At 68.0% G+C, this 18,030-nt stretch carries 25 protein-coding genes; 13 read left to right on the forward strand and 12 right to left on the reverse strand.

Annotated features, from left to right (window positions below):
* The first annotated feature begins 59 nt into the window (after positions 1-59).
* A complete protein-coding gene (locus ACLJOO_RS10515) occupies positions 60-1,217 on the forward strand; it encodes a zinc-dependent metalloprotease family protein (RefSeq protein ID WP_410786691.1) in 1,158 nt (385 codons plus the stop codon).
* A gap of 11 nt (positions 1,218-1,228) precedes the next feature.
* Here ACLJOO_RS10515 and ACLJOO_RS10520 read toward each other — a convergent pair whose 3' ends face one another.
* On the reverse strand, positions 1,229-2,062 hold the full coding sequence (locus ACLJOO_RS10520; RefSeq protein ID WP_410786692.1) for an NAD(P)H-binding protein: 834 nt from the start codon (positions 2,060-2,062) through the stop codon (positions 1,229-1,231).
* Positions 2,063-2,153: 91 nt separating this feature from the next.
* Between ACLJOO_RS10520 and ACLJOO_RS10525 the strand changes: the two genes are divergently transcribed.
* A complete protein-coding gene (locus tag ACLJOO_RS10525) occupies positions 2,154-3,086 on the forward strand; it encodes an AraC family transcriptional regulator (RefSeq protein WP_410786693.1) in 933 nt (310 codons plus the stop codon).
* 92 nt (positions 3,087-3,178) lie between these two features.
* Entirely contained in the window at positions 3,179-3,358 is a 180-nt protein-coding gene (locus ACLJOO_RS10530; protein WP_410786694.1) for a hypothetical protein, read from the forward strand.
* On the opposite strand, the gene ACLJOO_RS10535 is transcribed toward ACLJOO_RS10530, so the two are convergent.
* From ACLJOO_RS10535 to ACLJOO_RS10545, 3 genes are read right to left on the reverse strand one after another with little or no spacing between them, the layout of a single operon-like run.
* On the reverse strand, positions 3,336-4,025 hold the full coding sequence (locus ACLJOO_RS10535) for a dienelactone hydrolase family protein (protein ID WP_410786695.1): 690 nt from the start codon (positions 4,023-4,025) through the stop codon (positions 3,336-3,338). The genes ACLJOO_RS10530 and ACLJOO_RS10535 overlap by 23 nt on opposite strands.
* A gap of 15 nt (positions 4,026-4,040) precedes the next feature.
* Positions 4,041-4,424, reverse strand: coding sequence for a TIGR03618 family F420-dependent PPOX class oxidoreductase (locus tag ACLJOO_RS10540; RefSeq protein ID WP_410786696.1), 384 nt, complete (start codon positions 4,422-4,424; stop codon positions 4,041-4,043).
* 38 nt (positions 4,425-4,462) lie between these two features.
* On the reverse strand, positions 4,463-5,053 hold the full coding sequence (locus ACLJOO_RS10545) for a dihydrofolate reductase family protein (protein ID WP_410786697.1): 591 nt from the start codon (positions 5,051-5,053) through the stop codon (positions 4,463-4,465).
* A gap of 85 nt (positions 5,054-5,138) precedes the next feature.
* On the opposite strand from ACLJOO_RS10545, the gene ACLJOO_RS10550 reads away from it, so the two are divergent.
* The gene (locus ACLJOO_RS10550; RefSeq protein ID WP_410786698.1) at positions 5,139-5,591 is read left to right on the forward strand and encodes a winged helix-turn-helix transcriptional regulator; all 453 of its coding nucleotides are present in this window, start codon (positions 5,139-5,141) and stop codon (positions 5,589-5,591) included.
* On the opposite strand, the gene ACLJOO_RS10555 is transcribed toward ACLJOO_RS10550, so the two are convergent.
* Both ACLJOO_RS10555 and ACLJOO_RS10560 read right to left on the reverse strand, forming a co-directional pair.
* A complete protein-coding gene (locus tag ACLJOO_RS10555; RefSeq protein WP_410786699.1) occupies positions 5,588-6,400 on the reverse strand; it encodes a phosphotransferase enzyme family protein in 813 nt (270 codons plus the stop codon). The two genes, ACLJOO_RS10550 and ACLJOO_RS10555, sit on opposite strands and share 4 nt — an antisense overlap.
* 12 nt (positions 6,401-6,412) lie before the next feature.
* Positions 6,413-7,627 (reverse strand): MFS transporter, encoded by a 1,215-nt coding sequence (locus ACLJOO_RS10560; RefSeq protein WP_410786700.1) that lies wholly within the window; start codon positions 7,625-7,627, stop codon positions 6,413-6,415.
* Between the two features lie 91 nt (positions 7,628-7,718).
* On the opposite strand from ACLJOO_RS10560, the gene ACLJOO_RS10565 reads away from it, so the two are divergent.
* Positions 7,719-8,621 (forward strand): LysR family transcriptional regulator, encoded by a 903-nt coding sequence (locus ACLJOO_RS10565; RefSeq protein WP_410786701.1) that lies wholly within the window; start codon positions 7,719-7,721, stop codon positions 8,619-8,621.
* Here the strand turns inward: ACLJOO_RS10565 and ACLJOO_RS10570 are convergent.
* Positions 8,618-9,448 (reverse strand): SRPBCC family protein, encoded by an 831-nt coding sequence (locus ACLJOO_RS10570; protein WP_410786702.1) that lies wholly within the window; start codon positions 9,446-9,448, stop codon positions 8,618-8,620. The two genes, ACLJOO_RS10565 and ACLJOO_RS10570, sit on opposite strands and share 4 nt — an antisense overlap.
* Positions 9,441-10,004: an ArsR/SmtB family transcription factor gene (locus ACLJOO_RS10575; RefSeq protein ID WP_410786703.1), complete on the reverse strand. Its 564-nt coding sequence runs from the start codon at positions 10,002-10,004 to the stop codon at positions 9,441-9,443. Before ACLJOO_RS10575 ends, ACLJOO_RS10570 begins: the two co-directional genes overlap by 8 nt.
* A gap of 192 nt (positions 10,005-10,196) precedes the next feature.
* On the opposite strand from ACLJOO_RS10575, the gene ACLJOO_RS10580 reads away from it, so the two are divergent.
* The 4 genes from ACLJOO_RS10580 to ACLJOO_RS10595 are packed head-to-tail and all read left to right on the forward strand — an operon-like array spanning position 10,197 to position 12,664.
* Positions 10,197-11,267: an ABC transporter ATP-binding protein gene (locus tag ACLJOO_RS10580; protein WP_410786704.1), complete on the forward strand. Its 1,071-nt coding sequence runs from the start codon at positions 10,197-10,199 to the stop codon at positions 11,265-11,267.
* Between the two features lie 9 nt (positions 11,268-11,276).
* Entirely contained in the window at positions 11,277-11,714 is a 438-nt protein-coding gene (locus tag ACLJOO_RS10585; protein ID WP_410786705.1) for a protein-tyrosine phosphatase family protein, read from the forward strand.
* Positions 11,715-11,735: 21 nt separating this feature from the next.
* The gene (locus tag ACLJOO_RS10590; protein ID WP_410786706.1) at positions 11,736-12,131 is read left to right on the forward strand and encodes a RidA family protein; all 396 of its coding nucleotides are present in this window, start codon (positions 11,736-11,738) and stop codon (positions 12,129-12,131) included.
* Positions 12,128-12,664: a GrpB family protein gene (locus tag ACLJOO_RS10595; protein WP_410786707.1), complete on the forward strand. Its 537-nt coding sequence runs from the start codon at positions 12,128-12,130 to the stop codon at positions 12,662-12,664. Before ACLJOO_RS10590 ends, ACLJOO_RS10595 begins: the two co-directional genes overlap by 4 nt.
* On the opposite strand, the gene ACLJOO_RS10600 is transcribed toward ACLJOO_RS10595, so the two are convergent.
* Positions 12,612-13,877: an FAD-binding oxidoreductase gene (locus ACLJOO_RS10600; protein WP_410786708.1), complete on the reverse strand. Its 1,266-nt coding sequence runs from the start codon at positions 13,875-13,877 to the stop codon at positions 12,612-12,614. The two genes, ACLJOO_RS10595 and ACLJOO_RS10600, sit on opposite strands and share 53 nt — an antisense overlap.
* Positions 13,878-13,934: 57 nt before the next feature.
* Between ACLJOO_RS10600 and ACLJOO_RS10605 the strand changes: the two genes are divergently transcribed.
* Positions 13,935-14,954, forward strand: coding sequence for a helix-turn-helix transcriptional regulator (locus tag ACLJOO_RS10605; protein ID WP_410786709.1), 1,020 nt, complete (start codon positions 13,935-13,937; stop codon positions 14,952-14,954).
* Here ACLJOO_RS10605 and ACLJOO_RS10610 read toward each other — a convergent pair.
* Both ACLJOO_RS10610 and ACLJOO_RS10615 read right to left on the reverse strand, forming a co-directional pair.
* Positions 14,904-15,305: a hypothetical protein gene (locus tag ACLJOO_RS10610; RefSeq protein ID WP_410786710.1), complete on the reverse strand. Its 402-nt coding sequence runs from the start codon at positions 15,303-15,305 to the stop codon at positions 14,904-14,906. The genes ACLJOO_RS10605 and ACLJOO_RS10610 overlap by 51 nt on opposite strands.
* Positions 15,302-15,796, reverse strand: coding sequence for a hypothetical protein (locus tag ACLJOO_RS10615; protein WP_410786711.1), 495 nt, complete (start codon positions 15,794-15,796; stop codon positions 15,302-15,304). Before ACLJOO_RS10615 ends, ACLJOO_RS10610 begins: the two co-directional genes overlap by 4 nt.
* Before the next feature lie 82 nt (positions 15,797-15,878).
* On the opposite strand from ACLJOO_RS10615, the gene ACLJOO_RS10620 reads away from it, so the two are divergent.
* Positions 15,879-16,511 (forward strand): MerR family transcriptional regulator, encoded by a 633-nt coding sequence (locus ACLJOO_RS10620; protein WP_410786712.1) that lies wholly within the window; start codon positions 15,879-15,881, stop codon positions 16,509-16,511.
* Here the strand turns inward: ACLJOO_RS10620 and ACLJOO_RS10625 are convergent.
* A complete protein-coding gene (locus tag ACLJOO_RS10625) occupies positions 16,508-16,981 on the reverse strand; it encodes a MarR family winged helix-turn-helix transcriptional regulator (RefSeq protein WP_410786713.1) in 474 nt (157 codons plus the stop codon). The two genes, ACLJOO_RS10620 and ACLJOO_RS10625, sit on opposite strands and share 4 nt — an antisense overlap.
* 107 nt (positions 16,982-17,088) lie before the next feature.
* Here ACLJOO_RS10625 and ACLJOO_RS10630 point away from each other — a divergent pair, with 107 nt between their 5' ends.
* A complete protein-coding gene (locus ACLJOO_RS10630) occupies positions 17,089-17,670 on the forward strand; it encodes an NADPH-dependent FMN reductase (RefSeq protein ID WP_410786714.1) in 582 nt (193 codons plus the stop codon).
* Positions 17,667-18,029, forward strand: a complete 363-nt coding sequence (locus tag ACLJOO_RS10635; protein WP_410786715.1) for a DoxX family protein — start codon at positions 17,667-17,669, stop codon at positions 18,027-18,029. Before ACLJOO_RS10630 ends, ACLJOO_RS10635 begins: the two co-directional genes overlap by 4 nt.
* The last annotated feature ends 1 nt before the right edge of the window (position 18,030 follow it).

The following is an 18,030-nucleotide window of genomic DNA, read 5'->3' on the forward strand; positions in this document are numbered from 1 at the left end:
AACGATGGAATTCACCTACGGTAGCGCTCAGATCACCCACCGCCCCCGAAGGAGATCTGATGAGGCCCCGCCCCGCCTTGTTCGCCGTACTGACCTCTCTTGCCGCCGCCGCGCTCGCAGCCTCGAGCGCGGTGGCGGCGCCCTTCCCGCACGCCGACACCGAGAAGCGGGTGGTGGCTGCGACCGATACTGACGGCGACTCGTTGCCGGACACCTGGGAGACGAACGGGTACGACGCGAACGGTGACGGCGTCGTCGACGTGGACCTGCCCGGGATGGGCGCGAACCCGAAGAAGAAGGACCTCTTCGTCGAGATGGACTACATGGCCGGCCGGCTCACCACCACGGCGGGCCTCGACCGGATCGTCCAGGTCTTCGCGTCCGCCCCGGTCAGCAACCCGGACGGCAGCACCGGTATCAAGATCCACCTCGACGCCGGCTCCGCTCGCGGTACGGCGTACAACCTCGGCGGTGGGAACGAGGTCGCGTACGACGCAGACCTGAACCCGTCGGCCACCCAGACGAACGCGATCAAGGCGGCCAACTTCGCGTCGGCGCGCAAGGCCGTCTTCCACTACATGCTCTGGGGCGACAGCTACGACGGCGGTTGCAGCAGCGGCCAGGCCTTCAACATCCCGAACGACACGTTCATCGTCACGGTCGGCCCGAAGTGCAACTGGAACGCGACCGACGACACCAACGTGGGCACGTTCATCCACGAACTCGGCCACAACATCGGCCTGAAGCACGGCGGCACCGACAACCTGAACTACAAGCCGAACTACCTGAGCGTGATGAACTACTCGTTCCAGCTCGGTGGCGTGCTCAAGGCCGACGGCACCAAGTACTGGGGGTACTCGAGTGTCCAGCCGACCTCGATCAACGAGGCCCGGCCGGACGAGACGGTCGGCCTCGGCAGCCTGGGCGCCGGGTACCGGACGAGCTGGAAGTGCCCGAACGGCTCGACCAAGACGACGGCCGGCGCCGCGAACCAGCCGATCGACTGGAACTGCGACGGCGACACCACCGACACCACCACGGCTGCCGACATCAACGGCGACAAGACCACGTCGATCCTGATCGCCCAGAACAACTGGGCCAACATCGTCTTCGGCGGCGGCGCCGTCGGCGGAGGCAGCCAACTCCAGTCCAAGACCCCCTCCGCGGAGCTCCAGGAACTCACCCACGACGAGTGGACCGAGATGCAACACCGCTGACCGATCCGCAATCACCCCGCCCACACTCCGGTCTTCGCGGTTTCGCGCGCCCAGGTGGTGAAGTCTCGGGGTGAGCGGCCGAGGACTTCGTCTACTCCGGTGGAGACGTACTCGGAGCGGTGGTTGCGGATCACGGCGAACAGGTCGCGGACCGCGTCGGCGTCCTCCGGCGTCAGGCCCTGCTCGATCAGTTCCGCGACGTGGCTCTCCGTGTCGAGGTCGACGTACGTGATCGGGCGGCCGGTTGCGACGGTGAGTTCGTCGGCGATCTCGGTCATCGTGAGGGTGCGCGGGCCGGAGATCGCGAGGGTCTGGCCGACGTACGACTCGTCGAGGAGGGCGGTGGTCATCACGTCGCCGACGTCGTCGGTGTCGATCCACGCCTCCGCGCCGGTGCCGGCGGACAGCCGGATCTCGCCGGCCAGCACGTGGTAGCGCAGGAAGTCTTCACTGAAGCCCTGCGCGAACCAGGCCGGCTGCACGATCGTCCAATCCCGGCCGCTCGCCTTCACCACGTTCTCCAGGTCGAGCTGCCCGTCGTACACGGCGAAGTCGCGGCCCGGGCTGCCGACGCCGCGGCCCGACAACAGGACCACGCGCCGCAGCCCGTCGGCCTGCTCGACGAACTTGCCGGCCTGCGCGAGTCCGGTCGGCCCGACCGGCGGCGCGAGGTACGCCGTATCGGTGCCGCGGATCGCCTCCGCCCAGGTGCTCTCGTCGTACCAGTCGAACCGCCGCTCGCTGGAGCGGGACGCCAGCCGGTACGGGACGCCCCGCGCCTCGAGCTGCGCCGCGACGCGACGGCCGGTCTTGCCTTTGCCACTGAGGATCAGAATCGGGTTCATGGCTCTAGTCCACCGGAGCGCGGTGAGACAAACCATGGCCGTATGCCGCAATTCGATGTTCGGAACGCTCAGCCTGACGTAGGCTCGTCGTATGGACGTGCTCGACGAACTGCTGGCCGGGACCCGCGCGCAGGACGGGGTGTTCAACCTGACGATCCTGGATCTGCCCTGGGCGCTGGAGATCCGGGACGAGGCGACGCTGGCGCTCGCGACCCTGATCCGCGGCTCCGGCTGGGTGACCCGCGAGGGTCTCGAGCCGCAGCGGATGGAGCAGGGCGACGTCGCGATCGTCACCGGCCCGGAGCCGTACGTCGTCAGCGACAGCCTGAGCACCGCGCCGCAGCTGCGGATCCACCCCGGCGGCATCTGCGAACCATTGCCCGGGGCACCGATCGACTACTCGGCCCGGCTCGGCGTGCGGACGTACGGCGCCCGCAAGTCGGGTGAAGTGATGGTTGCCAGCGGCACCTACCAGGTGGCCGGCGACGTCAACCGGAGACTCGTCACCGCACTCCCCTCGGTGCTCGTCGTACCGGCCGCCGAGGTGGCGGGGTCGGTGATGGACATGATCACCAGCGAGATCCAGCGGGACGCGCCCGGTCAGCAAAGCGTGCTGGACCGGTGGCTCGACCTGGCGCTGATCACCACGCTGCGGGCGTGGTTCGCCCGGCCGGATTCGCACGCGCCGGGGTGGTACCAGGCGCAGACCGATCCGGTGGCGGGTACGGCGTTGCGGTTGCTGCACGAGGATCCGGCGTACCCGTGGAACGTCTCCGAGCTCGCGGACCGGGTCGGGATCTCGCGCGCATCGCTGGCCCGGCGATTCTCCGCGGTCGTTGGTGAGGCGCCGATGAGTTACCTGACCGGGTGGCGGATCACGCTCGCCGCAGATCAGCTGCGCTCGACCCGGGACACCGTCGAGACGATCGCCCGGCGGGTCGGATACGCGAACGCTTTCGCGTTGAGCGTTGCGTTCAAGCGGGTCCGCGGCGTCACGCCTACCGCGCATCGTCGGGCGGCGTGAAAGCTTCAAGCGGCGAGTTCAACGACACGATTGAGGCTCATGGGTCATGACGAGATTCCGCTGAGCCTCGACGAGCTTCGGCAGCTGAGCCTGTGGACCGCACAGTGCGCCGAGTAGCGGCCGATGCGGTGATCAGGTGGGCGGTCGAACGCGTGCCGCCCACGGTCCGCGAGGTTCTCGCGCGCTATCCCGACGGCGCTCCCGGCCGCAGTCGGCTCGGCGAACTGCACCGCCAGCTGGAGGCTGAGCTCAGGCGACCGTCGACTTCATGAACGCGAGCGCCTGCGGCCACGCCAGCCGGAACGCGTCCGCGTTGACGTCCTTGCCGTGCCGGGACTTGTCCGAGAACCCGTGGTCCGCACCCGGGAAGTACTGTGCGAACGTCGCGCCGGCGGTCCGCGCCTGCAACACGGTCTGCAACGTCTCGAAGTCCGCATTCGGTACGGCGGCGTCCGCGCTCGGGTAGCTCACCAGCACCGGCGCCGTGACCCCAGCGGCCTCGGCAATCGCGTCGTACGTGTGATGCGGCGGCCGGTTCGACGGCACGGTCGGGTGGAAGGCGACGACGTTCGCGACCCGCTGGTCGCGCGCCCCGAGCAGGAAGGCGAACCGTCCCCCGAGGCACCATCCGATGACGCCGACCTTGCTGCACCCGAGGTCGTCGAACAGGTAGTCCAGCAACGCGCTCTGCTCGGCGAGTGCGGCGTCGTCGTCCATCTCCCGCACCATCCCGCTGAGCTCTTCCCGGGTGGCGTTGTCGGTACTGCGTCCTTTGAACGGATCCCACGCCAGCGCGGTGATCCCTTCCCCGGCCAGCTCGTCGGCCCACTCCCGGATCTGCTCACCGATCCCGGTGATCATCGGGAGCAGCAACATCCCGGCCCGCCCGACCCGCGCGAGATACGCGTCCTGCTCCCCAACCGTCACAGTCACACCCATGCGGGAATCTTAAGGTCAGCTGACGCCGACCGTCTGGTGGTCGACCTCGATGACGCCGATGACGCGTTCTGCGTCGCGGCCGTAGGGCTGGCCGATGTACTTCTGGGCGATCTGGTCGACGAGTTCCCAGCCGGCGTCGCCGTCGATCCACTCGACGACGCGGCCGCGGACGATGACTGGCTCATACGGGTTGTCGACCGGAGCCAGGGACAGCGCGACGCGGGGGTCGCGGCGGAGGTTGTGGGCCTTCTGGGAGTTCGGGCCGGTCAGGAAGATGATCTTGTCGTCGAGCAAGCTCACCCAGAGCGGGATGGAGTGCGGCGACCCGTCCGGCAGAACGGTGGCCAGGTGGGCGATGGACGTGCTCTCGACGGCGCTACGTACGGCGGGGTTCAGCATGGCGATACTCCTTCGGCGGACGGTTTCAGTGGACGATTTCAGCGGACGATCTCGTAGTGGAGGTGGGTGACGCCGGGCGCCGGCACGGCCTCGATCAGGTTCAGGCGAACATGCTCCGGCAGCTCCTGGAAGAACGGCCGGCCGCCACCGAGCAGGATCGGCACCTGATGCAGCACGAGCTCGTCGACGAGCCCCGCCTGGAGTGCCGCGGTCGCGACACCGCCGCCCATCAGACCGACATCTTTCCCGCCGGCCAGGTCACGCGCCGCGGCGATCGCGTCCTCGATGGTGTTCGCGAGAGTCTGCTTCTCGCTGATCTCCGCCACCGGACCGTGACTCAGCACGACCAGAGAAGCCTTCGGGTGCGGGCTGCCGCCGCCGAAGTGGCCCGAGTCGTCGTACGTCTTGTGCCCGGCGACCATCGCGCCGACCCGGCCTGCGACCGCGTCGAAGACCCGTGCGCTCGGTGCGCTCAGCTTGAACCCGTCGAACACCTGGCTCGGGGTGTCGCCGTCGAAGTACCAGTCGAACAGCATCGGCGCGTCGCCGAGGCCGTGATCCGGACCGGAGCCGCGTCCGGTGATGTACCCGTCGACCGAGACGGAGAGACCGCAGACCACCTTGCTCATCGTGTTCACCTTCCCTTGGGGTTCCTTGAAGGAACGCTAACATGTCGGAGTTCCTTTAGGGAACCCCAAACGCTAGACTTGTGCCATGCAGCGAACGAACTTCAGTGAGATGGCGTGCTCGATCGCGCGCACGCTGGACGTGATCGGCGAGCCGTGGTCGCCGTTGATCCTGCGCGACATCTGGGTCGGGTTCTCCCGGTTCGAGCAACTCCAGGCGGACCTCGGGATCTCTCGCAAGGTGCTCACCGAGCGGCTGAACCACCTGGTCGACCGGGACGTACTGGAACGCCGGCCGTACGACAATCGGCCGCGGTACGAGTACGTGCTGACCGACCGGGGCCGCGAACTGCTCGACGTCCTGATGGTGATGGTTGCCTGGGGCGACAAATGGCTGGCCGGCACGGCCGGACCGCCGGTCCTCTACCGGCACCACGCCTGCGGGGAGATCAGCCACGTCGACCTCACCTGCGCCCACTGCGGCAAGCCGATGCACGCCGACGACATCGACCTCCTCCCCGGCCCAGGCGCCGCGGCCTAGCTGCAGTACTGGCGGAACACGTCGAGGTCGCTGTCGACGCGGGCGATCCGGTCGAAGCCCCAGGTGTCTACGCCGGGTCGATCGACCTCGGACATCACTCGGGCGGACATGTCCCGCAGGCCGCGGGCGAGGAGGGCGAACTCGAGATGGTCGGCGTCCAGGTCGTCGGCGCCGTACTCGTCGAGGAACTCCGCGAGCCGATCACCGTCGGCCCCGACCCACACGTCGTACTCACGAGGCCCGATCACGGCGTTCTCCCAGTCGAGGATCGCCGCCACCTCACCGTGGTTGTCGATCAAGACGTTCAGCCCGTGCAAGTCCGTGTGACACACGACGTCGCGCACCGGCTTGAGTCGCGTTCGTACGTCGTCCAACCGCGCGATCGCCGTCGCGACCACGTCCGCCCGGTCCGCGATCCACGGATGCTGCAGGTGCCGCCCAAGGGCGGAGATGTGCGGCTCGCTGACGTCTGCGGTTGGCAGTGTGACTCGCAGCGGCGCCTCATGCACCTGCCGCAACGCCCGGGCCACCGCACGCCGGTCGCTCCAGGCCGCCGTACGCCCTTCGATATAAGGGAAAACGGCGACGTTCGTTGCGGACAGCTCACCCTTCAGCGTCCGCAACGGCTCTACTACAGGCAGCCCGAGCGCGGCCAACTCAGCCAACTGCGTGAGCCCCGACGGCTCTTCGCCTTCTTTCCACACCTTTACGAACCATCGACCGTCCGCCACCCAACCGTCGGTCGCGAAGCCGCCGGGGTGCGGCTCCAGCGAGGAGACGGTCAGTCCGTAGTCGCGTTCAAGGTCCACACCCGCATCACATCATCTGCGCTGGGCGGCCAGCATCCGGATTACGGCGGCATTGACCAGGATCAGGATCAAACCCGAGAAGAGCAGCAGCGCGACCTCGGCCGGAAGGAGGGCGATGCCCAGGCCGATCGCGAGGACCGGGATCGCGAGTCCGGCGTACGCGATCAGGAAGAGGGCGGCCAGGACCTCGCCGCGGGAGGACGGGTCGGCGAGCGATGCTGCGGTCGCGACCGCGCCGCGGAAGACGAGGCCTACACCCGCGCCGGCGACGATGCCGCCGATGACGAAGAGGTAGAGGTTCGGAATGAGACCGCCGACCGCGACGCCCACCAGACCGACGGACATCGCGACCAGTCCGAGGCGGAGCTGAGCCGGGCGGCTGAGGCGGACGAAGACGGCCTGGCTCGCGGCGCCGGCGATGAAGACGGCGAAGGTGACCACCCCGGCGAGCAGGCGAGACGTGTGATGCAGGACGCCGGCCAGGAACGTCGGCGCCAGCGACGTGAAGAGACCGAAGATCGCGAACGCCGCGAAGGCACCGATCGCGGACGCGAAGAAGAGCGGACGTGCCGCCGAGGGCAGCGCCACCCGCTGCGGCCGGTACGCCGGACGCTCCTCCAACCGCTCCACGGTCTCCGGCACCAACGCGATCCCCACTGCGCTGATCAGCAACAGCACCAGGAAGATCTCGTACGGGCGCTCCAACGGCGACGACACGTACTGGGCCAGCAGCCCACCCACGAGCGGACCGAACGCCAGCCCGCCGAGGTTCACCATGCTCGAGATCAGCGCGGACCGACTCGGGTCCTCACCCGGACGCGCGATCTGCCGCAGCTCGGACAGGTGCGCAGTCGCGGTCGCTGTCAGTACGCCGACTCCGACGCCGCAGATGAACCGCGCCAGCAGCAGTCCGGGGACCTCCGGCCAGATCAGGAAGATCGCCGCCGACACCGCCTCCGCGAGTACGGCGAGCAACGCGACCCGCCGCCGCCCGAGCCAGTCGCTGACATGCCCCGCCAGGTACAGCGACGCCATCACCCCGACCGCGTAGCTGGCGAAGATCACCGTGATCACGTACGTCGGGAAACCGTCGCGCTGCTGGTAGATCGCATAGAGCGGCGTCGGGATCGTCGAGAAGGCCATCGTGGTGAGGAAGGCCGCCGCGATCACCCAGAACCCCGGAGCATGAGCGAACCGGATCCGTACGCCGGCTCGCGAAGACGTCATGGTGGACATGTTTCCAGCGTGCCGCGCGGCATCTATCGAGTCCAACGAAAGTTCTTGCACGCTCTTATCGTCAAATCCGATAATTGAGCCTGTGGACAGTCGCCAGCTGGAGTACTTCGTCGCCGTCGCTGAGGAACTGAGTTTCACCCGCGCCGCACACCGGCTGTTCACGGTGCAGTCCACGGTCTCGGCCGCCGTACGCGCTCTGGAGACCGACCTGAAGACGACCCTCTTCGATCGCTCGACCCGGCGCGTCGTGCTGTCGGCGGCCGGTCAGGCGTTGCTGCCCGAGGCGAAGGCCGCGCTGGAGGCGTTGGACCGGGCGCGGGCCGCGGTCGAGGAAGCGTCGTCGGGGTTGCGCGGCAGCATCCGGATCGGGACGCTGGCCCGGCTCAGCCTGGTGAACATGGCCGAGCTGCTCGGGGCGTTCCATCGCAAGTACCCGCTGGTCGAGGTGCAGGTCGCGACGTCGCCGACCGGGTCCACCGGCCTCGCGGACGACGTACGCCACGGTCGTCTGGACATTGCGTTGCTCGGGCTGCCGCGTCCGGAGTTGTCCGGTCTCGAAGTCCGCGACATCGCCACGGTTCCATTCGTGGCGCTGGTCCCGTCGTCGCATCCGCTCGCCGAGCGCACCGGTATCGGACTCGACGAGCTCGCCGGCGAGCGGTTCGTGGACATGCCGGCCGGTTTCGGGAACCGGAAGATGGTCGACCGGGCCTTCGACACGATCGGGAGGCCCCGGCGGATCCAGGTCGAGGTGCCGGAACTGACCACGATCCCGGACTACGTGAAGGCAGGTCTGGGCGTCGGCGTCGTACCGGATCTCGAACTGGCCGCGGAGCCTGGCGTCGCCAAGCTGGCGATCACCGGCGCCGAACTCACCTGGACGTTGTCCGTGGTGACGATCGCCGGGCGGCGACCGAGCAGAGCGGTGACCGCCCTGCTCGATCTGATCGGCGACTCGACCCGCCCGGAAGGTCCGTACTTCTAAGCGGCCCAGATCTTCCAGTCGGGCAGTTCGTTGAACCGGCGGAGTGCGGCGACGCCGCTGAGCCAGCCGAGCCAGGCGCCGTACGGCGGGTTGGACTCGTCGAACCCGCTCATCACGAAGGTGAGCCGGGTCTTCCCGCCGGACTCGGCGAGCTCCCAGGTGCTGATCCCGGCCGGACCCCAGTCCATCGACATCTTCTGGCCCTCGACCAAGTCGACGATCTCCACACCCGGGCCGGCGTCGAACCCGCCCATCGCGAACCGGCCGCCCTTCCGGAGGTCGATCTCGACCGGGTACCCGAACCAGGCCGACGCCTTCTCGGACTCGGTCAATGACGAGTACACCTGCGCGACCGGCGCATCGATCAGCGCCTCACCCGCCAAGACCGGTGAGGTGAAGTCCGGCCTGGTGGTGAGCTCGCGACCGTCGAGATGGTCGACGAGGTTCGCGAGCGCCAGCGACCAGAAGGTCTGCAGTACGCCGCGGATGTTCGCGCCGCTGATCGCGTCCGCGTAGTCGAAGCCGGTCTGCGACAGCTTGACCACGGTGGCGTCGTCGCCGTCAGGGGTCAGCGTGATCTCGGTGGTGGTCTCCTCGCCGCCGAGCGTCCACGCCAGCGTCAGCGTGCTTCCGTCGTACCCGAGGACTCGCTGGTGCGGCGCGTCGCCCTCGGGGATGTAGCGGCCCCAGAACTCGAACGTGCCGGGCAGGTCGACGGTCGAGTGCTCGCCGAGCCAGAGGTTCAGGGCCTTCGGATCGGTCAGCGCCTGCCGGACGTCGTCGATGCCGGCCTTGGCACGGACTTGCAGGACAAGTGGTTCAGTCATTGGTTCGGTCTCCCTTGGGGTAGCAGGCCACCGCGAGCTTGAAGGCGTCGCCCTCACTGCCGCCGTAGCGCTCGAAGAGGTCCTGCAGCGTGCCGCGCAGGTCCTCGAAGAACTCCCGCCGTCGGTCCGGTGGAACCCGGATCTCACCGGACACCCCGATGGACGGCAGCTCCGGAGCCGACCGATCCAGCGCGGCGATGTCGGTCTGGACCTCTTCCATCAGGTCCAGTACGTAGCCGAGGCTCAGCTCGTCGCGGGTCCGGCGAAGTCCGCCGATCCGGCCGACGAGCGTCGGGGACAGCCAGTAGGAACGGGCCGTCGCCTGGTAGATGCCCTCGCGGATCCCGCGCACCTTGCGCTCGTCCACCTGGGTCACCAGTCCCGCCTCGACGAGGCGTTTCACGTGGTAGTAGACGCGCTGCGAAGTCTGACCGAGCTGCTCGGCCACGTCGCCGCAGGTCGCCGGCTCCGCCAGCCGGCGCAGCACCTCGATCCGCTGCGGCTTGAACAGGGCCTCGGCCTGCTCGAGCTGCTCCAGATGCATCACGTCTTTCATCACACAAAACAATTTGTACGTAAAAATCGCTTTTGTCAATCGCGAGACTTACATCACCCGGGAATGTAAGTGGGCTGTCGTTCGTTGTCAGAAGTGCTTGGTGATACATCACCAACCAGACACCCAAGACCTGGGGGCCTTTGCTACGGATCGTCCGGCACGTTCCTGCCGGCGAAGGAAAGGAAGCGCGACATGGCAACTGTCTCGTTCAAGGGAGCCACCCGGGTCTACCCGGGCACCGACATCGCCGCGGTCGACAAGCTCGACCTGGACATCGAGGACGGCGAGTTCATGGTGCTCGTCGGCCCGTCCGGATCCGGGAAGTCGACGGCGCTGCGGATGCTCGCCGGGCTCGAAGAGGTGAACGAGGGCGCGATCTTCATCGGCGACCGGGACGTGACCAACGCCCCGCCGAAGGAACGCGACATCGCGATGGTGTTCCAGAACTATGCGCTGTACCCGCACATGTCGGTGGCCGACAACATGGGCTTCGCCCTGAAGATGCAGGGCATCCACAAGGACGACCGCGCCAAGCGAGTGATGGAAGCCGCCAAGCTGCTCGGTCTGGAGGAGTACCTGGACCGCAAGCCGAAGGCCCTGTCGGGTGGTCAGCGCCAGCGCGTCGCGATGGGCCGCGCGATCGTGCGTAACCCGCAGGTCTTCCTGATGGACGAGCCGCTGTCGAACCTCGACGCCAAGCTACGGGTCCAGACCCGTACTCAGATCGCCGAGCTGCAGCACCGCCTCGGTGTCACGACCGTGTACGTCACCCACGACCAGGTCGAGGCGATGACGATGGGCGACCGGGTCGCGGTGCTCAAGGACGGCGTACTGCAGCAGGTCGACACTCCGCTGAACCTCTACGACCGGCCGCGGAACAAGTTCGTGGCCGGCTTCATCGGCTCGCCCGCGATGAACCTGATCGAGGCCGAGATCGTCGAGGGCGGCGCGAAGGTCGGCGACTACGTGGTCCCGATCGCGCGCGACGTACTCGCCAAGGCCGGTGACGACAAGACGCTGACGCTCGGCGTCCGTCCGGAGGCGCTGCACCTCGCGGACGACGGTCTGCCGGTGAAGGTGTCGGTGATCGAGGAGCTGGGGTCGGACGCGTTCCTGTACGGGACCGCCGAGCACACCAGTGACCAGATCATCGCCCGGATCGGCACCCGGCTGCACAACGACAAGGGCACCGTCGTCCACCTGGCGCCGGACCCCGAGAAGCTGCACCTCTTCTCCACGTCGACCGAGGAGCGGCTTGTGTAGTTTGGCCCTGTGGGCCTTTGGATCAAAGACGCACCAGGAGTGATGGAGCTGCCGTCGGGTCGGCTCGTCCGCGGACGCGGTCTGCGGCACGGCCCGGCGGCAGAGCCGTTTCCGACGTACGGCGTGTATCTGCTCGGCAAGGAGCCGCCGCCGGACGTGCCGTGGGAGACGCACTGGATCAAGTGGCCGGACTTCCGGCTGCCCGTGGATCGCGCGCAGGCGTTGACGACCTTTCGCGAGGCATTGGAGCGCACCGGGACCGGGCGGGTCGAGTTCGCCTGCAGCGGCGGTCGGGGGCGGACCGGGACGGCGCTCGCGTGTCTCGCCGTACTGGACGGGCTGCCCGCGGATCAGGCGGTCGACTATGTACGCCGGCAGTACGACAAGCGCGCGGTGGAGACGCCGTGGCAGAAGCGGTACGTGCTAAATCTGTTGACCCGGAGCTGAGGGATCGCGTTGGGTCGAGGCGTGACGATCGAGCGGAGCAACCCCGACGGACTGCATGCGACGCCTGGGTATCACCACGTGACGCGAGTGCAGGCGGACACCTTGGTCTACCTGGCCGGGCAGTGCCCGTTGCAGGCGTCCGGTGAGTTGGCACCGGGCGGTCTCCAAGGGCAGACGGCGCAGGTGATCGCGAACATTCTCAGCGCGCTGAAGTCGGCGGGCGCTACGCCGGAAAACGTCGTACGCACGGTGATCTACGTGGCCAGCTCGGACCGCGACGAGTTGGGCGCAGTGTGGACACAGCTCAACGAGTCACCACTCGCGCCGGCCTTCACGACCGCGAGCACGCTGCTCGGCGTCGCACAGCTCGGCTTCACCGGTCAACTCGTCGAGATTGATGTGACGGCAGCCCTGTGATCGTTCCCGCCGAGGTTGTGGACTACGACCCGCGGTGGCCGCTCTGGTTCGAGGAGATCCGCGCGCGACTCACGCCGTACGTCACCGGCTTTGTGGTCGAGCACGTCGGCAGCACCGCCGTACCCGGTCTGGCGGCGAAGCCGATCATCGACGTCGACATCGTCGTCCCGTCTCCCGAGCTGGTGCCGCAGGTGATCGGACGGCTCACGGAAGCCGGTTATCGCCACGAAGGCGACCAAGGGATCCCGGGCCGGCAGGCGTTCACGCTGCCGCCCGACGCGGTCCACTACCACCATCTATACGTCGTTGTTGAAGGCAACAAGGCCCATCTCGACCATGTGGTGCTGCGGGATCACCTGCGCGCGGACGCGGCCGATCGCGAGCGGTACGCGGCCCGCAAACGCGAGCTGGCGCACCTGCTCACCACCGACCGCACCGCCTACGTTTCAGGAAAAGGCGCTCTGGTCGAGGAGCTGCTCGCTAGAGCTGGTGGTTCGCGTGCAGCCGACGGGTCGGGTCGTAGCGGCGCCTGAGGGCGACGAGCCGCTCGTAGTCGTCGTACGCCTCGGCGACCTCTTCGTCGGTGAGCTTCGCGAAGGAGAAGTTGAGGGCGCGGCCAACGGTTGACGGGGCCCAGGGTTCGAGCACCTCTCGGCCCGCGTCACCCTTGCCCGGGGTGAGGACGGTCAGCGAGTACGCCGCATCGCGGTGACCGACCGCGTTCGGGATCTCCGGCTGCCGGGCTAGTGCGCCGCCGAGGTGCCGGATGCCGATCACATGCATCCTCGAGGCGCCCGGACCGGCGAGCTCGGGCAGCGTTTCGAGCGCGTCGAGGTCCTTCAGCAGCATGTTGCGGGAGCTGTAGCTGTCGGGGTGTTCCGGCTCCGCGAAGATCTGCCCGGAGTCGACGTACGGCAGCTCCCCCACGGTGTCGAGGACCGGCTTGCCGATCGCTCGGAGCGGTTCGATCAGCTCCTCGCCGCGGTCGCCGAGGATCGCGAGCTGCACCTGCCCGATGTATTTGCCGCGCAACGGCGTCGGCACCTGCGGGATGTTCGGTATCGGCAGGATCGCGATCGCCGACGTCACCTCCTCCGGCACGGACCTGGTCCACTCCCGCCATGCCTCGGGCACCGTCGGGTGCTCGGCGAGATCGAAGTACAGGCTGCCGCCGTACAGCCTCGGTACGTCGAAGAGGTCGATCTCGATCCCCGTCACGGCCCCGAAGTTCCCGCCACCGCCGCGCAGCGCCCAGAACAAGTCAGGGTCCTCCTCAGCGTTGCGTCGTACGCCGTCCGCGGTCACCACCTCGATCCGGCGGACGTGATCCGCGGCGTACCCGAACCGTCGTGCCATCAGCCCGAGCCCACCGCCGAGCGTGTACGAGATCGCGCCGACGCCGGGTGCGCTGCCGGAGAGCGGAGCGAGACCGTACGGCGCGGTCGCGTCGAGCACATTCCGCCACGTCGCGCCCGCCTCGATCCACGCCGTCTTGGCCTCCGCGTCGATCGTCACGCCGTTGAACCCACCGGTCGCGATCAGCACGCCGCCGTCCATCCCCTGCGTCAGACCGTGCCCGGATGCCTGGACTGCGATCCGCAGGTCGTGATCGATCGCGTACCGCACCGCCTCCTCGACCTCGGCCGTACTCGTCACCGGAAAGATCGCCGCCGGCCGATGCGAGTCCCGCCGCTGGAACCCGAGCCGCGCCTCGTCGTACCCCGTACTAGTCGTCGTCAACATCATGCAGATCACGCTAGACACCCTTGCGGACACATGTTGTCCTCAAGGCATGATTTGTGGATGAGTGCTCGCAAGGAGATGCCTGGCCGGATGCTGCGGCTGTTGTCGCTGCTGCAGAGCCGGCGCGAGTGGTCCGGTCACGAGCTCGCCGACCGGCTCGGCGTCACCGAGCGCACGGTACGGCGGGATGTCGAACGGCTCCGGTCCCTCGACTACCCGGTGACCGGGACGACCGGCACCGCGGGCGGATACCGACTCGGCTCCGGGACGCACCTGCCACCGCTGCAGCTGGACGACGAGGAGGCGATCGCCGTCGCGCTCGGGCTGGTCGGCGCGGCCGGCGGCGGTGTAAGCGGGATGGCGGAGAGCTCGATGAGTGCGCTGGCCAAGCTGGAGCAGGTGCTGCCCGTGCGTCTCCGACCCCAGCTCGCGGCAGTGGGTTCGGTAGCGGAGGCGATCCCGCGACCCGGCGTACCGCAGGTCGATCCAGGAGTTCTCGCCGTACTCGCGCGCTGCTGCCGGAACCACGAGATCGTTGCCTTCGACTACCACGGCCGTCAGCGCGGTACGACGCGACGCCGGGTGGAGCCGCATCAGCTGCTGACGTTGTCGTGGCGGTGGTACCTGCTCGCGTTCGACCCCGAGCGCGACGACTGGCGGATCTTCCGCGTCGACCGGATCGCTTCCGTGACTCCTGTGTTGCACCGCTTCACGCCCCGGGTGCTGGACGGGCCCTCGTACCTGCTCGAGTCGTTCGTGTCGGCGCAGTACGAGCACACGGTGGTTTTGACGGTCGAGGCGTCGTCGGTCGACGTGACCTCGACCTTCGAAGGCGTCGTCCGCGGCATCGTCGAACCGCTCAGCCCTTCATCGTGCAAGGTCCGCTTCAGCGCAGACACCCCCGCCCTGCTGCTGACCCAGGTAGCCGCGATCGCGCACCTCGGGCCGTTCACCGTCGACCAGGCGACCCCGGAGACCGCCGCACTCATCACCTCAGCCGGCGAACGCCTCGCACAGGCGTTCGCCGGATTAGGCAACAATCAGGCCGATGCCGAGGGTCAGTACGCCGACCGCCAGTGACAGCGCGCCGAGCCAGAGGATCCACAGGAACTGGTTCGGCGTGGTGCGGTCCTTGCCGGCGGACGAGGCGAAGAAGCCGCCGGACATCAGGATCGCGGCGACCGGGAGCCCGAGCCGGCCGACCCACAACCAGAAGCCGGTCAGACCGGTCTGGTCGACGTACAGCAGTCCGACCAGGCTGAAGATCACGAGGACGCCGGCGTGCGCGTGGCCGGCGCGCGCGAACGACTTCTGGAACCCGGTCATCGGGACCTGGCCGCGGACGATCTTGGTCATGAAATAGCCGCCGAACTCGATCGTCACGACGGTGAGCAGGATGACGCCGGCGATGATGCGGGACGTCTCGGTCATGCGTACACGCTCTCTTTGACGGTGGTGGTGGTTGCTGTCCGCGCTACCCAGAGGGCAACGGCGAGGTACAGGAGCTGTTCGGGGATGCGCTGCCAGAGCGGGGTCGCCTCACCACCCGCGAACGGCACGTCCGCGACGGCGGCGTGGATGTTGGCCGGCAGCAGTCCGACGAAGAGCGCGGCCAGCGCGTATCCGGCCGGCTTCCGGGTCCGGGCGATCACCAGGCCGGCGGCGCCGAGCAGTTCGAGTACGCCGGTGAGGTAGACGAGCGCGTCGGCGTACGGCAGGAACGGCGGGACCATCCGCACCATGTCGGCGTGGTTGGGCATCACCGTCACGCTCGCCGGGACGAAGTGTGCGCTCGCGGTCAGCACGAGCATCACGGCCATCGCGTGCGCCGCGGCGACCGGCCAGGTCGTGAACCGCCGGACGCCGAGCGCGCCCAGGGCCCGGAAGCCGACGGTGCCCAGGATCAGTACGAGCGGGATCATCCGACTCGCCTCCTTATGGATAGTTCAGGTATCCGCTTATGGATACTGATACTATCCATCACGGACAACAGGAAGGCAAGCGATGCGAATCGGGGAACTCAGCAAGGCCACCGGCGTCCCGGTGCCGACGATCAAGTACTACCTCCGCGAAGGCCTGCTACCCGCCGGCGAACTCAGCAGCCCCAACCAGGCGTCGTACGGCGACACCCACGTCCGCCGGCTCCGGCTGATCCGCGCACTGATCGAACTCGCACAGGTCCCGGTCGCCACGGTGAAGGAGATCCTCGAGTCACTCGACGCGAACACCGAACCGTTGCACGAACAGATCGGCCGTGCCCACCGCGCTCTCACTCCGACCCGCCGCCTGTCCGCCACCGACGACGCCCGCGCCGCCGCCACCGCGCAGGTCACGAGCCTGATCGCAGACCGCGGGTGGTCCGTCGAACCCAAGGCCCCCGCCCTCGCGACGCTGATCGAGACGGTCGCCGCGCTCCGCAGTCTCGGCCAGGACAACCTGGTCGCCCACCTCGATACCTACGCCGACGCGGTCGAACGCTTCACCCGACTCGAGATCGAAGCCGTCACCGCGAACCCCACCCGCGACCAGCTGGCCGAATCCGTTGTCATCGGCACCATCCTCGGCGAAACCCTGATCGCCTCGCTGCGCCTGCTCGCCCAGGAGTCGATCTCCGCGGACCGCTGGAAGAACCGCTAGCAGTCGCCGAGCAGTCCCGGGAGCAGCTTCGCCATCGCCTTGTGCAGAGCACGGCGGTCGGTCTCGGTCAGCGGATCGAAGACCAATTTTCGGACCAGTTCGACATGTCCTGGCGCGGCCTTCTCGAGCTCCGCGTAGCCGTCGCACGTGAGGATCGCGTTGGTGAACCGCCCATCGTCGGGGTCGGGCTCACGCCGTACCAGGCCGCGGTTCTCGAGGCGGCGGATCAGGTGGGAGAGCCGGGAGAGCTCGGAGTTGGCCAGAACCGCGAGGTGACTCAGGCGCATCGTGTGATCGGGTTGATCGGAGAGGCCGGCGAGGACGTAGTACTCCAGAAAGCTCAGGTTGGAGTCGCGCTGCAACTGCTCGCCCAGCTCCCCCGTCAGCAGAGCCATGACGAGCTGCAGGGTCTTCCAGGTCTCCAACTCGTCGGCTGTCAGCCAGCGCGGCTCGGCAGTCTCCTTCCCCATGCCTGCAGCATAGCCACCGAGGCAATGACTTGAACGTTCATGTCAATCGCCCTATCGTAGCTGATGACATGAACATTCAAGTCAACCCCTCTGAAGGAGCCGTCGCCATGAGCGACCTGAAGATCGCGATCATCCTCGGCAGCACCCGCCCCGGACGGAACGGGAAGGCCGTGGCCGACTGGGTGCTGACCCAGGCCGAGCGCCGGACCGACGCGACCTACGAGTTGATCGACCTGCTCGACTACCCGCTGCCGCACCTGGACGAGGCGATCCCGCCGTCGGCCGGGCAGTACGCCGGTGAGCACACGAAAGCCTGGGCCTCGACGATCGCGGCGTACGACGGGTTCGTCTTCGTCACGCCGGAGTACAACCACTCCACGTCCGCCGTGCTGAAGAACGCGATCGACTACCTGTACGGCGAGTGGAACAACAAGGCCGCTGCGTTCGTGTCGTACGGGTCGCTCGGCGGGGCGCGCGCGATCGAGCATCTGCGCGCCATCAGCGCGGAGCTCCAGATCGCCGACGTACGTCAGCAGTTGTCGTTCTCGCTCTTCACCGACTTCGAGAACTTCTCCGACTTCCGGCCCGGACCGCAGTACGCCGACCAGGCGAGCACCCTGTTCGACCAGCTCGAGTCGTGGGCGGCCGCCCTCAAGCAGGTCCGCGTCGGTCAGCCGGTGGCGGCATGAACGTCGTCGTCTGGATCGTCTCCGGGCTGCTCGCAGCGCTGTTCCTGCTGTCCGGCGTCATGAAGGTGCCGGCCACGAAGGCGTCGCTGGCCGGCAATCCGCGGATGGGCTGGACGGCCCCGTTCCCGATCGAACTGATCAAGGTCATCGGCGTCGCGGAGATCGCCGGCGCCGCGGGCCTGATCCTCCCCCGCGCCTTCGACCTCGCCACCTGGCTCGTCCCCACCGCAGCCATCGGCTTGGCCGCCGTCATGATCGGCGCCATCATCACCCACGCCCGCCGCGCCGAGTACTCCAGCGTCGCGGTGAACGCCGTACTCCTCGCCCTGTCAGTCTTCGTCGCGATCCAGCGCTTCTGAC

Source organism: Kribbella sp. C-35 (genome assembly GCF_046549195.1).
GTDB lineage: Bacteria > Actinomycetota > Actinomycetes > Propionibacteriales > Kribbellaceae > Kribbella.

Bases quoted from the DNA above. Each gene is read 5' to 3' on its own strand.
- ACLJOO_RS10610 (WP_410786710.1), bottom strand. From the start codon at position 15,305: ATGACCGAGACGTCCCGCATCATCGCCGGCGTCATCCTGCTCACCGTC.
- ACLJOO_RS10625 (WP_410786713.1), bottom strand. From the start codon at position 16,981: ATGGGGAAGGAGACTGCCGAGCCGCGCTGGCTGACAGCCGACGAGTTG.
- ACLJOO_RS10620 (WP_410786712.1), top strand. From the start codon at position 15,879: ATGCGAATCGGGGAACTCAGCAAGGCCACCGGCGTCCCGGTGCCGACG.
- ACLJOO_RS10550 (WP_410786698.1), top strand. From the start codon at position 5,139: ATGCAGCGAACGAACTTCAGTGAGATGGCGTGCTCGATCGCGCGCACG.
- ACLJOO_RS10545 (WP_410786697.1), bottom strand. From the start codon at position 5,053: ATGAGCAAGGTGGTCTGCGGTCTCTCCGTCTCGGTCGACGGGTACATC.
- ACLJOO_RS10570 (WP_410786702.1), bottom strand. From the start codon at position 9,448: ATGACTGAACCACTTGTCCTGCAAGTCCGTGCCAAGGCCGGCATCGAC.
- ACLJOO_RS10615 (WP_410786711.1), bottom strand. From the start codon at position 15,796: ATGATCCCGCTCGTACTGATCCTGGGCACCGTCGGCTTCCGGGCCCTG.
- ACLJOO_RS10635 (WP_410786715.1), top strand. From the start codon at position 17,667: ATGAACGTCGTCGTCTGGATCGTCTCCGGGCTGCTCGCAGCGCTGTTC.
- ACLJOO_RS10600 (WP_410786708.1), bottom strand. From the start codon at position 13,877: ATGATGTTGACGACGACTAGTACGGGGTACGACGAGGCGCGGCTCGGG.
- ACLJOO_RS10605 (WP_410786709.1), top strand. From the start codon at position 13,935: ATGAGTGCTCGCAAGGAGATGCCTGGCCGGATGCTGCGGCTGTTGTCG.
- ACLJOO_RS10520 (WP_410786692.1), bottom strand. From the start codon at position 2,062: ATGAACCCGATTCTGATCCTCAGTGGCAAAGGCAAGACCGGCCGTCGC.
- ACLJOO_RS10540 (WP_410786696.1), bottom strand. From the start codon at position 4,424: ATGCTGAACCCCGCCGTACGTAGCGCCGTCGAGAGCACGTCCATCGCC.
- ACLJOO_RS10525 (WP_410786693.1), top strand. From the start codon at position 2,154: ATGGACGTGCTCGACGAACTGCTGGCCGGGACCCGCGCGCAGGACGGG.
- ACLJOO_RS10515 (WP_410786691.1), top strand. From the start codon at position 60: ATGAGGCCCCGCCCCGCCTTGTTCGCCGTACTGACCTCTCTTGCCGCC.
- ACLJOO_RS10535 (WP_410786695.1), bottom strand. From the start codon at position 4,025: ATGGGTGTGACTGTGACGGTTGGGGAGCAGGACGCGTATCTCGCGCGG.
- ACLJOO_RS10575 (WP_410786703.1), bottom strand. From the start codon at position 10,004: ATGAAAGACGTGATGCATCTGGAGCAGCTCGAGCAGGCCGAGGCCCTG.
- ACLJOO_RS10630 (WP_410786714.1), top strand. From the start codon at position 17,089: ATGAGCGACCTGAAGATCGCGATCATCCTCGGCAGCACCCGCCCCGGA.
- ACLJOO_RS10580 (WP_410786704.1), top strand. From the start codon at position 10,197: ATGGCAACTGTCTCGTTCAAGGGAGCCACCCGGGTCTACCCGGGCACC.
- ACLJOO_RS10560 (WP_410786700.1), bottom strand. From the start codon at position 7,627: ATGACGTCTTCGCGAGCCGGCGTACGGATCCGGTTCGCTCATGCTCCG.